Genomic DNA, 14,586 nt, shown 5'->3' with positions numbered 1-14,586 from the left:
CAAAACGTCCGCCTGACGACCAACCATCCATGCCTCCTGCTATCGACAGGATGAATATACAATGTAGCTTATTTCAGTTCCAGATGACTAGGCCGGTTCAAGCAGATGAGCTCGAAGATTGGCTTGCTCCGCAGGTCCGATACCCAGCTCCTCATCGAAGTACGCCTCGATACTCCCCCATTCGCGCTCAATTGCATCCATGGCAATATCCACCAGCGGCCTGCCCATTGAATCGACAAGCGGTTGGGGAGTGAAGATGGTTGGCCCATGACGCTCGATCAGCCTGACGTAGTAGGCTGCGACAACATTGCGCTCCGCAACCTCATTCAAGCCTGCACGATCCAGTTCGAATTCGGGTCGGCGCAATTCTGTGGACAGGAGATAGTCCGCATGAATCGTTGGGCGAGCCACGCCGAGAACATCAAGCAACAGCGCGACGGCAAGCCCGGTCCGGTCCTGTCCAGCCGTGCAATGGACGATGGCGGGTGCCTCTCCAGACTGAAGCGCATCAAACAGGCCGGCGAAGGATTTCGCCAACAGCCTGGCGAACTTCAAATACAAGCCACCTTCCAACGCACCGATTCCCAAGCTTTCCTTGGGAGTTCGGCGGCTAAATAGTACGTCACTGTCATAGCTGCCGTCCACCGATCGTGGCGGCACCTTGCCACGCCAGACCGTGGGGGCGATCTCCCGTTCCGCAGCGGATCGAAGGTCGCACACGACACGAATACCCCGCTCATCCATCCACCGCCAGTCACTGCCATTCAGTGCCCAAAGCGAGCCGGATCGGAACAGCTTTCCCCACTTTACACGCATTCCGTCCGCGGCTGGATAGCCTCCGATGTCGCGCAAGTTCGAACTGCCGTTCAACCGAATATGTCGACGGTCCAAATCGATGACTGATCTCCCAAACCTGCAGGGTCGAGCCGATAGCACGTTGCACTGACCACTGCATCGTCGCATAAATCACAACCCGAATTTATGACATGTCATCGACGAAATATCTGCGGTGAACATGTTCATCTGTCAGATACCGCGCAGGCCGCAGACACATACCAAGTCATTGATGTCGCAAAATTCACTGAGCTTCTCTGCAATCCGCGCGAAGGTCGCTGGTGAAATGGGGACGGGTGAAGTAGCTCGCACGCCCAGCGCATACCAGCTGGCAAACCTTGGCTGAGCGCCCGCGAGCTTCGTCGGGCGCGACCATCCTGCGGGCGATCGCCGGCATTGTGTTTTGCTGACGCAGCCGCGTACGACCAGAAGGATCACGCCTTCGGCCGCCTTCCGCCCGGGCGGCGTCTATAGAAGGCCCGACTCACCGAGGTTCTTACTCGTATTGCATCCCGCGTCGGCAGCGGTCGTTCATTTCACGAATGGGCTCGAGGTGCCCGCACCCCTTGGCCGACCCCCAACCCCAGCGCCATGGAGGTCCAGGGAAATGACGCCGCTCAATCGGCCCCCACAAAATCGTCCGAGCGGCGTTGCGCGCTCTTTTCGACGCCATTTACAACTCGGTTGGCAAGGTGGACTGGACATGACCGCCCGTTCCGCGAGGCCGCGTCTCACTCGCGCCACCTCCGCATCGCCCCACGCATTCCTTCGTTTCGCCTTGGCCAGATCCTTGCGACGAAACGACCAAGGGGTTTTCAAGTGGCACTGCAATCAGCTACTGGATATTTGTACCTGATCCTAGCTCGCGCGACCCGGGATCGCGCCGCAGGAAGAGCCGCCCGAATGCTTAATTGAGGTAAAATGATGCAATCAATGGTCAACAAGTCTCGTACGTCGGCAAAGAAAAAAGATGCGGCGTCGAGTGCTCCCATGAAGAAGAGCGATTTAACAAGACAGCGCATTTTGGAAGTTACGTCTGATCTTTTCCGTCGCAACGGATATCAGGCAACGTCTATGCGCGATATCGCAACTGCATTGGGCATGAAGTCAGGCAGCCTCTATTACCATTATGATTCAAAGGAAGCGCTACTTGCAGCTATACTGAACGACAATATTGATGCCACTCTCGCTAGCTTGAGGCAGATATTTACTAGTCTCCCGGCCGATGCAACAGCACGGCAAAAATTCGAAGCAGCCATTGCGGCGTCCGTCAAGACCATCTCTGAGGCCGGCGACATGGCCGTCGCTTCCGCCCAGACTCTCTCATTCCTTCAGGAACCGGAATATTCCGAGCAGAGTGAGCGTCGCCGCGCGTACAACCAGTTCTGGCGAGACATCATTATAGAAGGCAAGGAAAAGGGCGAGATTCGCAAGGATCTACCTGACGCGGTCGCCTCGATGGCGATCGTCGGCGCCCTTACTTTCGTTGCCGAATGGTATGAAAGCGATCGCAGCACCACCGACGAGATCGGCGCTATTTTTGCCCGCCTCTTCTTTGATGGCATGCACGCCTGACTGCGCTTACCAAAAAGCGGCTAAAGCTGATCGACCGCTGCTTTCGGAGGCATCCGCAGCTTTGGCGGGTTAGAATCGCGCTCGACTATATACCTCTGGTGTAGGCTCTCCCTCGCACGGAGCGGGCCTCGCCCAGTCTTCTTTTCCCGTTGAAAGCTGCTCGTCATTGGCGCGGCTAGGCTGCGTCACGGCCACCTTGACATATCGATCTATCGACCGTTAGTTTAAGATGGTAGCCGGTTGGCACGGGATTGGTTCTCCTCGCACTATGCACCCGCTTGAGGTGAGCGAAGCCCAGACCTGCTCGGTGTCGAGAAGAGGAAAACGATGTGACCTGGAGTCATCAAGACAAGTGCGCGATTGTCGGGGTTGGTGCGACGGACTATTATCTGCGGGGCAAAAGCTGGCCGCGTACGATCAACGACATGGCTGGCGAAGCCATCCTCAAGGCGTGCGACGACGCAGGAATTAGCGTCAAAGATATCGACGGATTTGCTTACTACGCTGGAGCCAGTGCCGGCTACGTAGACAAATTCGATACCGGGTCGCTGATGGAAACGCTGGGCATGTCCCATGTCTCATTCACGGCGTCCCTCACCTCCGGCGGCGGTGGCGTCGCCGGCGCGGTGGGTCTCGCCACTGCAGGCCTCATGAACGAGGACTGCCGGTATGCAGTCACGGTTATGGCCGTGCAGCAAGTGCCGACGGCCCGTCTGGGCGCGATATTCGGCGCGATGAAGCCCGATCCGGAAAACAGCTTTCTGCTGCCGTCCGGCCTGATCGGGCCGGGTCATCTCATGAGCGTTCTCGCCCGTCGGCACATGCACCTCTACGGGACGACAGAGGATGTCTTGGCCGAGATCGTCATGGCCTCGCGTCAGCATGCGATTAACCGGCCGAAGGCGATCCGACGGACGCCTCTCACCAAGGAGGAATATCTCGCCTCGGTCATGCTTGCCGACCCGCTGCGGCGCCTGGACTTCTGCCTGGAAACCGATGGTGCAGTCGCGGTCATCACGACGACTGCGGATCGCGCAAAGGATTGCCGCCAGAAACCGGCGTATATTCATGCTTGCGCCCACGGAGCGTCGCGAGCATGGGGCCGCGCCTTCGGCTGGATGGGGATGCCTGATCCGGAATTCTCGAGTTCTGGGCATCAGTTCGTCGCCGACAGGATCTGGGCGCAATCGGGCCTCCGCGCGTCCGACATGGACGTCGCCCTGATCTATGATCACTTCAGCTCCATGGTGCTTGCGCAATTGGAGGACTACGGCTTTTGCGAGAGAGGCGAAGGCAACGATTACATCCTGTCGGGTAAGCTGCGCTATGATCCTGCGACAGGCAGGGGCGTCAATGGCGGCATTCCCGTCAACCCCCATGGTGGCCAGTTGAGCGAGGCCTACATCATCGGCATGACCCATATCCTCGAAGCGGTGGAGCAGTTGCGAGGCACAGCGATCAACCAGGTGGCCGACTGCGAATTTGCCCTTGTTACCGGTGGCCCTGCCCCGATCCCGATTTCCAGCTTGGTCTTGAGGAGCGCGTGATGACCACTTCCATTGCCTACGGTCCCGCGCGTGTCCTGCCGGGCGAGCAGATTCACATCTCCACCAACCCCGACACGGAACCGTTTTGGGAGGCCGCAAAGGAACGTCGCCTTACCGCCTGTCAATGTGCCTCATGCGGTCAGTTCCGCATGCCGCCTAGCGCCTATTGCCCCAATTGCTCGAGCAAGGAGCGCAACTGGCCGACGCTGCCAGGTACGGGTCAGGTGTTTAGTTACGCTATTTGCAACAAGAATCCCGCAAATGGCGAAGATTATGTCTATGTACCCGTTGTTGTCGAACTCGATCAGGCGGGAGGCGTAAGGCTCGTCGGTAACTTGACGGGCTGCAACGCCGAAGACATGCATATCGGCATGCGCGTCGAGGTGGAATGGACCGACATTTGCGACGGATGGGTTTTGCCCAACTTCCGCGTAACTGACCCGGCATGATGCGCGTCGACGCCGGCCGGGTTGTCGTCAGCGGGGCTGGCGGCGGGATCGGACTGGGACTGGTCCGTGAATTTGCGCACCGTGGGTTTGGCGTTGTGGCTCTCCTGCGCGACGGGGCAAAGAGGGCTGACTTGGATGAAGCGATTGTCGGCGTCGAACATCTCGTTGAAGTGCAGGAGCTCGACGTACGAGACACTTCGCATTTCAAAATGCCCCGCGATGTCGCGGTCCTGATTAACAATGCCGGCATCCGCTATGATTATCTTCCCGTCGAAGAGATCGGCATGGACGAGTGGCGGAACTATTTCGATGTGAACTTCTTTGGAGTGGTCGCGCTAACGCAGCTCGCCATTCCGCTGATGCGGGACGCGGGCAGAGGAATCATCTGCAACATCAATTCCAGCTCGCTGTTTTTTCCTATGCCGTTCTTGGGGCCTTACAGGGCCACGAAGGGCGCAATGGCAGCACTGACCGAGACGCTACGGGCCGAACTGGCGCCATTCAATATCCATCTCAAGGAGATTTTCCCCGGACCGGTCGCCACATCCCTTTCGGGAGGAGGCATTCTCCATCGTACGCCCGCTGCGGCCAGCTTCCCGCCTTACGCGCCTATGGCACAGCGTCAGCGGAACAACCAGAAGGCGGCCAATCTAACCATCTACAGCACGGCCGAGGTCGCGCCGGCGATGGTCGATCACATTCTGGATACCGACAATGCCATGCGCGACGGGACATGTGCCATGTCTCGCCAAGGGTTGGAGAGCTGGCGGCCCGGAAGAGGGGGCGAACCAGTGATTGCCGGCGTGGTCCGATCGTTACAGGACACGCCCTCATAGGCGTGGGCCCTGAGGTGAATTCCGGAGGCGTAGTCCACCGCCCAAAACTCAAACAATCGCTCGACGGAATAGAGTGAATCGTTCTTCAGTCGTACCATTGGCCTTCGGCCAGCGAGTACATCGCGTAAGGGTTTCTCCATGACAGACGCAGTTGTCGTATCCACAGCTCGCACACCTCTTGCGAAAGCGTTTCGTGGCGCGTTCAACAATACCCATAGTGCAACGATAGGCGGTCACGTCATCCATCACGCCGTGACCCGCGCGGGTATCGACCCTGCAGAGGTCGACGACGTGATTTTCGGCTGTGCCGTACCCGAAGGCGACAGCGGCAACAACATCGCGCGGCAGGCAGGTCTGGTGGGCGGCGTTCCCCTGTCTTCTGGCGGAGTGACCATTGTTCGCGCCTGCAGCTCCGGCCTGCAGGCCGCAAGCTTCGGCGCGCAGCGCATCATCGTCGACCGGGTTCCAGTGGTGGTTGCGGGCGGTGTTGAATCGGTGAGCATGGTCGCGCCCACGCAGCATGTGCCCAAGGCAGGACGCGCACCGTGGATTCGGGAACACCGGCCCGGCATGCTGCTGTCAATGAACGAGACTGCCGAAGTGGTGGCGAGACGGTACAAAATAAGCCGAGAGGTTCAGGACGCCTACGCCTATTCCAGCCAGATGCGGACGGCGCGCGCCCAGGAAGCAGGGCTATTCGACGATGAAATCGTGCCGATGGCATCGCGCAAGCTGGAGCTGGATAAGCAGAGCGGCGAAACCCGCGAGGTCGATGTGCTGCTGGAGCGCGACGAGGCCAACCGACCTGATACAACCCTGGAAAGTCTCGCCAAGCTGAAGCCCGCAGTTTGCGATGACGGATCGGTCACCGCTGGCAACGCCAGCCAACTTGCCGATGGCGCGTCCGCCCTCGTCCTGATGAACGGAACGCTTGCGGCGCAGCGCGGATTGCCAGTCATGGGCCTGTATCGCGGTTTCGCAATTGCTGGCTTGGAGCCTGACGAGATGGGTATCGGCCCCGTCTATGCGATTCCCAAGCTACTGAAACAACATGGATTGGGGATCGAGGACATCGATCTGTGGGAACTGAACGAGGCCTATGCCTGCCAGGTGGTCTATTGCCGCGACAGATTGGGCCTGCCTGACGACCGGCTGAACGTAAACGGTGGCGCTATTTCCATCGGTCATCCGTTCGGCATGTCTGGCGCGCGCCAACTGGGCCACGTCCTCATCGAGGGCAAACGCCGTAATGCCAAGTATGTGGTGGTGACCATGTGCATCGCGGGCGGTATGGGCGCGGCGTCATTGTACGAGATTAGCTGAGCGCGTAACCCAGCGGCGGCCCGACTGGTAAAGGAGCGAGAGGACATGAGCCTTTACGGAGCATACGACCCAGACAACGTCTTTGCGAGAATTCTGCGGGGAGACCTGCCCTGTCATCGGGTCTATGAAGACGAGGATGTGCTGGCGCTCCTTGACGCTTATCCACAAGCGCCGGGCCATACGCTGATCATCCCGAAGCATGGCAAGGCCAGAAACTTCCTCGAGCTCGATGACCGAGCCATTTCGCCCTTGTTCAACTGCGCCAAGCGCCTGATGAAGGTGCTCGTGACCGAGTTGGAGCCCGTCGGGGTCCAAATGCTTCAATTCAATGGCGGGGACGGGGGCCAATCGGTCTTCCACTTCCATATCCATCTTGTGCCACGTTGGAAGGGCCAGCCCCTCGGTCTCCACGCTCAAACGCCAGGCGATGCTGCAGAACTGGCGAAACTCGCGGAGCGACTGCGCTGTCGTGTGGACAGGATGTCTTTCGAACAGGAGCCGCGGACATGAATGTACCTCAGCAATTCCCTATGGCGAGGCAGTCCGGCGGCGTGGCCCCGCTCCGTCGTCCCGGCTCGGTCCGCAGGACCACATCGATTGACTCGACATGGCCGGACGGCGCGAGGGAGCCCTGGATAATGACAGGGACGGCGCGTGACATCCTGACGCCTGCCAACGGAGAGGAGCCGACGGTGCTCGGGACAGGCAGCTACCGTCTGCGAGTTTCGCCCAGGCGGGAGATACTCGAGCTGGAAGCGTCCCCAGTCGATCCGCGGATGGCGGAGCTAATTGGAGTGCGCGCGGGAGGAGAGAGCCGACGGCAGATGGCGGCTGTGATCGGCAATCTGATCGGTACACCCCTTTACCAGATTTTCGACGATTTTGCGGGTGCCAGTCTCGTGGCGGCCTGGATATGGTCGCAGTGGATGGAGGACTGGGAAGCCTTCGCCAAAAGTCCAGATCGTCAGCGATCACATGGCCGCAACGGCGCTATGCTCAATATTTGTACCGGGTTCGCTGAAGGGTCGTCAGCTCTGGCAAAAATCGGGACGAACGCGCAGAATGATGGGGGGGCGCCACACGTGGGCCCGCTGGTCAACGACGAGGACATTGCTGGATGGCACGAAATGCCTGAGCAGTCTGGGCCGGCAATGCGGCGTGCCAGACGCATCGACGTCTGGTGCGACGGCGATATCCTGATGGTCGATGCCGGCTTTCAGGATAGCGGCACCTCTCCGCAAGGCGGTCGGCGAGCCGTCCACGAATATCGGGTCTACGCGGAAATAGAGGCGCAAACCGGAGTCCTTCTGTCGCTGCAGGCACTGCCACTCATTCTCCCATTTCCCGAATGTCCTGGAGCGTCAATCAAAGCGACGCGAATGGTTGGACGTGAGATCAGCACATTCCGGGACGCCGTGCTGGAGGTGCTTCCCGACACGTTGGGCTGCACGCATCTGAATGATGTTTTGCGCGCGCTCGCGGATGTCCCTGCCCTCGCCCGCAATCTCGCGTCCGCGCCTGTAGAATAGATAGCTGATATCGAACCTGCCCACGCTTGAAAGTAAATCTATCGAGCAATAGATTTTGAGCATCGCGCGCAGGGGCGGAAACATGGGCGAGCTAATTTCCCATGGCATAAATTTGAGGAGAAGACCTTGAACCTTGAGTTGGCGCAAGAGCAGTTGATGCTGCGCGACAGTCTGGAACGGTTGCTGCAACGCGACTCCACCTCCGCCCGTATTCGTGCCGCTGAGCCGTTGGGATTCGATAAAGCGCTCTGGGGTGAATTGGTAGCACTCGGCCTCCCTCTGCTGCGGGTGCCGGAGACCGCTGGCGGCGCGGGTCTCAGCTTGCTCGACGCCGTTCTCGTGGCGGAGATGGCAGGCAAATATCTCGCTTCGGCGCCGCTGATCGAAGGCATCGTCGCCAACCAGATGCTCGCCCGCATCGGCGGCAAAATGGCCGAACCCTACCTCGCCGCCACGGCGGACGGTGACAAGATCGTCACACTGGCCCTCCACCCAGTTCAACCCGGCGTTGCACAGCTTGTGCCGGCGGGAGCGGTGGCTGACTGGATCCTCTGCTCCGATGGCGAGGCGGTCTATCTTGTACAAGCCACCACGAAACCCGGCGTTCTCCCCAACACCGGCACCATGCCTCTGGCATCGTTGCAGCTTGATCTGTCTGGTGCGACCGTTCTTGGCAAGGGTACCGAAGCGTTGACAGTCTGGGCCGCCGGCCTGGACGAGTGGAAACTACTGGTGGCGTCATGCGTGTCTGCCATCGGGAGCAAGGCGCTTGTCGAAGCGGCCGCATATGCCAACGAACGCAAGGCGTTTGGCCAGTTGATCGGGAGCTATCAGGGGCTCGCCCATCCGCTTGCCGATTCCGCGACCGACATCGAGGGATCCGGGCTACTCTGCTGGCGGGCAGCGACTGAACCCGACCATGCACTTCGATCGACCTATATTTCGGCCGCCGCCTGGTGGTCGGCGTATTCCGTCCCGACGGCGACCATTCGCGCCATGCGGACGTTGGGCGGCTACGGCATGTCGATGGAGTATGACGCCCAGCTTTATTTCCGTCGAGGTCGTGCATGGGCGCTTCTGATCGGCGATCCTGCCGCGGAACTCGCGATCCTCGGTGAAAGGCTGTGGGCCGACCGCCGAGACCCCGCGCCTGACCGGGGAGCAAACGACATAACGTTCGAGTTTGGAGAGGCTGCCGACGCATTTGCTGCCGAAGCCCGGGCTTTTTTCGCCGACCGCATGACGCCTGAAATGCGGGTGTTTGCGCATGAGACTGACGACGGGAACCACCCCTTCAACGCAGAACTGGCCGCAGCGGGTTACCTGTACGCCGACTGGCCAGAAGCCTGCGGCGGTGGCGGACGCTCCGCTTATGAAATGGGGGCACTGAACGGCGTCTACACCGAATTTTCCTGGCCGAAGATTCCTAGCAGCGTTTCTCACATGGTCGGGAAGATCCTCATGCATTTCGCTGGCGAGGACGTGAAGCAAGAGGTCTTGCCCCGGCTGGCATCCGGCAAGTCATATGCGGCATTGGGTTATTCCGAGCCATCCTGCGGCTCCGATATTTTCGCCGCTGCCACCCGTGCAGTGCGGGAAGGCGATGATTGGATCGTCAATGGCCAGAAGATGTTCACGAGCCAAGGCCATTTGGCTGACTACGTTCTTTTAATCACAAGGACCGACCCCGATCTGCCAAAACACGCAGGCCTTACGCTCTTTCTCGTCCCGACTTCAATCGCGGGCTATGAGGTGCACGAGATCAAGACGTTGGGCGGAGAGCGGACCAACGTCACTTATTATGAGAATATGAGAGTCCCCGACCGCTATCGCATCGGCGAGGTCAACGGAGGAACCAAGGTGCTGGGAACAGCGCTCAAGCTGGAGCAGGGCGGCGGCGAATTCTTCGTTAGTGCCCTTCGCATCATGCTGCGGCACGCCGAGCAGTGGGGACGTACACCCCAACAGGACGGAATGAAACCGCTCGATTCAGCTGCGATACGTGCACGCGTTGCCGCCTCACATGTAAGGATGCTGGTCGCCGACGTTCTGGACAAGCGCTGCCAGTGGGCATTCGTGAACAACGTACCGGGCAAACATTTTGGTCCGATGTCCAAGTTGTTCGCCTCCGAAGCTTTGGTGTCATGCTCGACCGACCTTATGGACCTCGCCGCGCCGTGGTCGTTGCTTCAGGGCCACCATGATCTGGGAGTCGTTGAACTGGAGAGCCGGAAAGCCATACAGGCGACGATTTATGGCGGAACAAGCGAAGTGCAGCGCAGCATAATCGCGGAATCGGCGCTCAATCTCCCTCGAACGCGCAATTAGGAGTTTCAAGGATGGAAGCTGACTTCCTGAAAACCCAACATGGACCGATACTTGAGTTTGTACTCAACCGACCGAAAAAATATAATGCAATGAATCGGGCCATCTCGAACGGCTTGTTCGAGGCAGTAGGGGAATTTCGAGACCGTAAGGATCTGCGTGTTCTGCTCATTCGTGCCAACGGCAAGTATTTCTCGGCAGGGGCAGACTTGACGGACATTGCCCAGCCGGACACCGAGGGAAGCTCATCTGCCGAGCGAAACTGGTATCGGCAGGGCAGCGGAAGTTTCCACCCCTTGTTCGATGAAATGGAAGCGATCGAGAAGCCCATTGTCGTTGCGCATCAGGGGCCTTGCTTCGGCGGCGCTTTCGAGATGTCGCTATCCTGCGATTTCAGGCTGGGTGCCGCGTCCGCGACCTACCGGATGCCCGAAATTGACCTAGGCTGCCTGCCCGGATCGGGAGGGACAAGCCGCCTGACGCGGTTGATCGGACCCCATTGGGCACGATGGTTCGTACTCGCGGGGGAAACCGCCACCGCCCAAGAGGCCCTGCGGATGGGGCTGCTGCATGATGTTTACGCGGACGACGAATTCAACGAACAGGTGATGAGATTCTGTGCAAAGCTAGCGGCGCTCCCGCCGGAGGCTGTCGCATTGTCCAAACTCACTATCGAACTCACCGCTGACTTGGATCGGCAGCAGGCCCGCAACGTCGAACGTCTCTCAAACAGTGTCCTGTTTTTGGGGGACGAGCATAAGGGACTTATCGCTGCAATGGTTCAGCGCCTCTCGAAGAAGGTGTGAAATCTGTCAGAATCGCCTGAAAGCCCCGACAACGACCTTGGTCCGACGGTTGGCAGGATGAGCAAGGCATCGTCCACCGGGTGATAGACGGCGAGATCCGAAGTACCCTGCGTTTCGGTCACATCGATCGCCGTCCATCCCGCGCCGATCGTGGTCGAGAGGCCATCCTGCGTGGCGACCACGTCTGGCAAGACGACCCGGCTGCGCGACAGAGACGCCGCGCGACCACCACGCCTACTTTGCCGTCGTGCCCATGAGCATGTTGGCAGCGATGTTGCGCTGCACTTCGTTGGCACCCGCGTAGATAGTGGAAGGCCGCGCGATCATATAGATTTTGCGAAGGTCGAGTTCGACACCGCCTATGCCCACGGGCGTCCGTAGGCCCGCATCTTCACCAGCGGTGTTCAACAGTTCGTCTGACACCCGCTGGAACAGATCGGTCGCCAGTACCTTCATCAGGCCGAGCCCGGCATTGTCAATTTCACCCCGGATGGCGGCGTCGGCAACCTGCGCATGTAGCGCAGCGAGATCGTGGATATCACAATATAGCTGCGCCATGCGATCAGTCTGACCAATATCTTCTGTCAGGCCGATTCCGTCAACCAACTGTTCCAGCACATCGAATGCCTGCCGAGACAGCGAAGGCGCGCCGTTGGCGATGCGCTCGTCCCCGAGAAGAGCCTTGGCAACGGTCCAGCCCTGATTGAGTTCGCCCACCAGATTTTCGGCAGGTATGCGTACATCGTCGAAGAAGATTTCGCACAGCTCATCTTCATCCGCCAGGTTCATGATGGGACGCACGGTCAAACCCGGCGTACCCATGTCAGCGAGGACAAAACTGATGCCAGCCTGTTTCTTGACATCGTTATTCGTGCGCACGAGCACGAAAATGCGGTCTGCGTAGGCAGCCAAAGTCGTCCATATTTTCTGGCCATTGATAACAAACTCGTCGCCCTCCAGGACTGCGCTTGTCCGAAGGCTGGCCAAGTCAGAGCCGGAGTTGGGCTCCGAATAGCCCTGACACCACAGCTCCTCCCCCCGCAAGATAGGGGGCAGGTAGCGATCGCGCTGCTCCTGCGTACCGTATTTCATCAGCACGGGTGCCAGCAGGACGGCACCGCTGTCCAGGACGCGGGCACAATTGTGCCCCTCCATCTCCTGATGCATAATCAACTGCTTTTCGAGACTTAGGCCCAGCCCGCCATATTCCTTGGGCCACGCCGGTGCGCGCCAGCCAGCCTCATAGGTCATGCGATGCCAACGACGTTCATCATCACCGGCCAGGCGATAGATGATCGGGATGCGCCATTCCTCAGGATAATTCGCCTGCAACCACATCCGCCAGCGGTCACGAAACGCATCGTTCGACAACAGATTGAAATCGTCAGCCATTAAGAGCCCTTTTGCGCCGGTGCGCGGCGAGCGCTTCTCGCCGATGGCTGGCCGCATTGCCCAGCCAGGTGGACCAGCGCAGCCCGGCATGGATGTAGAGTCCGACATCGGCTTCATCGGTGTAGCCGAAGGCGCCATGATATTGGATCGCCCACCTGCCCATGTCTTGCGCGACCTGGGAGCATCGTGCCTTGGCTGCATGGAGGTCTGAACCCCAGGTGGTGCCCGTTTCGAGCTGCTTCGCCGCCGATCGCCAGCTCGCGCCGGCCAGTTCGATCTCGCTATAGAGATCGACCATGCGATGGCGCAGTGCCTGGAAATCGGACAGGTTCGAGCCGAACTGGGACCGGTGGCGCATATAGTCCAACGTGATCCGCCAGAGCGCGCCGGCGAGCCCTTCAAGCTGAGCGCTCAACGCAACTGTGCCTCGCGCGATTGCAAGGTCCAGGGCGACGTCTGCCGCCTCACCTCGCAGCACAACCGCGTCCTCGCCAATCGCGACGTTATTGAAATCGATATTCGCACCGAACGAGCCGTCGGTGAGACGCGCCGGATGCACGACAACACCAGCGGCGGGGGGATCGACGGCGACCACAATCGTTTCCGTACCGCTGGTGGCTGCAACCAAGAGAGCCGTGTCCGCATGCCAAGCGGGTACGTAGCGCTTGGCACCCGTCAAACTCGTTCCGTCCAGCCGGGTGTCGAATGCCGGAATACCAACGGTCCCCCGCCGTTCCTGCCAGGCCAGGGTCACGCTGCGCTGTCCGAGAGCCAAGGCACGGCCAAGCGTCGAAGCTACGTCGGCCTCGCTCGCCGCCAGTACCGTTGCCGCTACTACTGCCGAGGCGACGAAAGGCTCCGGAGCAATAGTGCGGCCCAATTCCTCGGCGAGGGTCAGGACGCCACCCAACCTCATTTCCGACCCGCCGACTGCCTCGGGCAGCAATATTCCCGTCCAGCCCAGTTCACCCATCTGCGCCCACGCGGTTGCATCAAAACCGCTGGCGCTTGCGCGCACATTGCGAAAATGGTCCGGACCGCCAGCCGCTCCCAAATAGTTAACGGCGCTGTCCCGCAGCATCTGTTGCAGTTCGTCATCTGCACGCCAGCCCATATCAGTACACCATCTGCATGCCGCCACTAGCGGAGATGTTCTGCCGGCTGACCAAAGGAGCGGTGTCTGACAACAGGAAGCAGACCGGCTTTGCGGCCCTCTCGGCGGAGCTCAGCGCTCCTAGTGATAACCGCGACAAGTAGGTGCCAGCGATTTTCTTACCGCGCGCCACCTTTGCTTTCAGTGTCACGACACGGTCAAATGCCACGCCGGCGCCGCCGATGGTGCATTTCGGCAACTCAAGCGCCGACGACATGGTCGTGTCCAGTATTCCGGCCGTGGCGAACGCGTGACTGGTTTGGTTATGGGTACCCGATCGCGCCTTGCGGTTAGCCGCCGGAAAATACCTCAGATTGCCGCGCGCATTTCGGGTTGGCTCGCAAACCGATGGAAGCGTGGCCCGCTTGCCGTCGCCATCTTCCCCGGGTCGTCCGATCTTGGTTACATCAGCACCGCAATCGCTGAATATCTGGCCGGATCGCGGACCGGCGATCACCCGAGGCATTTTTAAGGCGTTCAGGCCAAACAGTGGCCCGGTGGCAGGCTGGAACATCAACAGTCTTTCCAAGTGGGACGATCCTCGATACCGGGACACTGCCGAGTGCACTACGCCGAGCTGCACGCCATCGGGAAAAATCATCTTTGTGATGGACGGCAAACGGGAACGGCATAGCGCCAACTCCCGGCCGCCCGGAATGTTTTGAGCACTCGGGCCTGGCTGGTGGGAAGTCAAATCATGGGCAAACGGACGTCGCCTAAGGGTAAGCGCGAAAACCTCCCCACATTTTCGTAGGCGCTGATCTGGCTATGTTTCGCCCCTCATCCGAGGGGTATCGTAGTGGCTGATGATGTAAGA

At 59.7% G+C, this 14,586-nt stretch carries 14 protein-coding genes; 9 read left to right on the top strand and 5 right to left on the bottom strand.

Annotated elements, in window-relative coordinates; genetic code table 11:
- Positions 1–87: 87 nt before the first annotated feature.
- Positions 88–963 (bottom strand): tyrosine-protein phosphatase, encoded by an 876-nt coding sequence (locus J3E64_RS20405; protein WP_301287413.1) that lies wholly within the window; start codon positions 961–963, stop codon positions 88–90.
- An 804-nt stretch (positions 964–1,767) separates the two neighbouring features.
- Here J3E64_RS20405 and J3E64_RS20400 point away from each other — a divergent pair.
- From J3E64_RS20400 to J3E64_RS20360, 9 genes are all read left to right on the top strand, one after another.
- Positions 1,768–2,409, top strand: a complete 642-nt coding sequence (locus J3E64_RS20400; protein ID WP_253345084.1) for a TetR/AcrR family transcriptional regulator — start codon at positions 1,768–1,770, stop codon at positions 2,407–2,409.
- A 329-nt stretch (positions 2,410–2,738) separates the two neighbouring features.
- The gene (locus tag J3E64_RS20395; RefSeq protein WP_253345083.1) at positions 2,739–3,956 is read left to right on the top strand and encodes a thiolase; all 1,218 of its coding nucleotides are present in this window, start codon (positions 2,739–2,741) and stop codon (positions 3,954–3,956) included.
- Positions 3,956–4,405 carry a Zn-ribbon domain-containing OB-fold protein gene (locus J3E64_RS20390; RefSeq protein WP_253345082.1) on the top strand — a complete coding sequence of 150 codons (450 nt, stop codon included), beginning with the start codon at positions 3,956–3,958 and terminating at the stop codon, positions 4,403–4,405. Before J3E64_RS20395 ends, J3E64_RS20390 begins: the two co-directional genes overlap by 1 nt.
- Positions 4,402–5,241: an SDR family NAD(P)-dependent oxidoreductase gene (locus J3E64_RS20385; protein WP_253345081.1), complete on the top strand. Its 840-nt coding sequence runs from the start codon at positions 4,402–4,404 to the stop codon at positions 5,239–5,241. The genes J3E64_RS20390 and J3E64_RS20385 overlap by 4 nt, the downstream gene beginning before the upstream one ends.
- Before the next feature lie 138 nt (positions 5,242–5,379).
- Positions 5,380–6,564, top strand: coding sequence for an acetyl-CoA C-acyltransferase (locus J3E64_RS20380; protein WP_253345080.1), 1,185 nt, complete (start codon positions 5,380–5,382; stop codon positions 6,562–6,564).
- Positions 6,565–6,609: 45 nt separating this feature from the next.
- Positions 6,610–7,074: an HIT family protein gene (locus J3E64_RS20375; protein WP_253345079.1), complete on the top strand. Its 465-nt coding sequence runs from the start codon at positions 6,610–6,612 to the stop codon at positions 7,072–7,074.
- Between the two features lie 128 nt (positions 7,075–7,202).
- Positions 7,203–8,093 (top strand): DUF2889 domain-containing protein, encoded by an 891-nt coding sequence (locus tag J3E64_RS20370; protein ID WP_253345078.1) that lies wholly within the window; start codon positions 7,203–7,205, stop codon positions 8,091–8,093.
- 126 nt (positions 8,094–8,219) lie between these two features.
- The gene (locus J3E64_RS20365; protein WP_253345076.1) at positions 8,220–10,421 is read left to right on the top strand and encodes an acyl-CoA dehydrogenase; all 2,202 of its coding nucleotides are present in this window, start codon (positions 8,220–8,222) and stop codon (positions 10,419–10,421) included.
- An 11-nt stretch (positions 10,422–10,432) separates the two neighbouring features.
- Positions 10,433–11,224 carry an enoyl-CoA hydratase/isomerase family protein gene (locus J3E64_RS20360; protein ID WP_253345074.1) on the top strand — a complete coding sequence of 264 codons (792 nt, stop codon included), beginning with the start codon at positions 10,433–10,435 and terminating at the stop codon, positions 11,222–11,224.
- Here the strand turns inward: J3E64_RS20360 and J3E64_RS20355 are convergent.
- Genes J3E64_RS20355 through J3E64_RS20340 form a run of 4 tightly spaced genes read right to left on the bottom strand, consistent with a single transcriptional unit; the run spans position 11,200 to position 14,298 of the window.
- A complete protein-coding gene (locus J3E64_RS20355; protein WP_253345072.1) occupies positions 11,200–11,415 on the bottom strand; it encodes a hypothetical protein in 216 nt (71 codons plus the stop codon). The two genes, J3E64_RS20360 and J3E64_RS20355, sit on opposite strands and share 25 nt — an antisense overlap.
- A gap of 43 nt (positions 11,416–11,458) precedes the next feature.
- Positions 11,459–12,616, bottom strand: a complete 1,158-nt coding sequence (locus J3E64_RS20350; protein WP_253345070.1) for an acyl-CoA dehydrogenase family protein — start codon at positions 12,614–12,616, stop codon at positions 11,459–11,461.
- Positions 12,609–13,730 (bottom strand): acyl-CoA dehydrogenase family protein, encoded by a 1,122-nt coding sequence (locus J3E64_RS20345; RefSeq protein WP_253345068.1) that lies wholly within the window; start codon positions 13,728–13,730, stop codon positions 12,609–12,611. Before J3E64_RS20345 ends, J3E64_RS20350 begins: the two co-directional genes overlap by 8 nt.
- A gap of 1 nt (position 13,731) precedes the next feature.
- The gene (locus J3E64_RS20340) at positions 13,732–14,298 is read right to left on the bottom strand and encodes a CoA transferase (protein ID WP_253345066.1); all 567 of its coding nucleotides are present in this window, start codon (positions 14,296–14,298) and stop codon (positions 13,732–13,734) included.
- Positions 14,299–14,586 lie beyond the last annotated feature (288 nt).

Origin of the sequence: Sphingobium sp. OAS761, from assembly GCF_024168485.1 — a bacterium.
Classification (GTDB): domain Bacteria; phylum Pseudomonadota; class Alphaproteobacteria; order Sphingomonadales; family Sphingomonadaceae; genus Sphingobium.
This window is presented reverse-complemented; position numbering and strand designations above follow the sequence as displayed.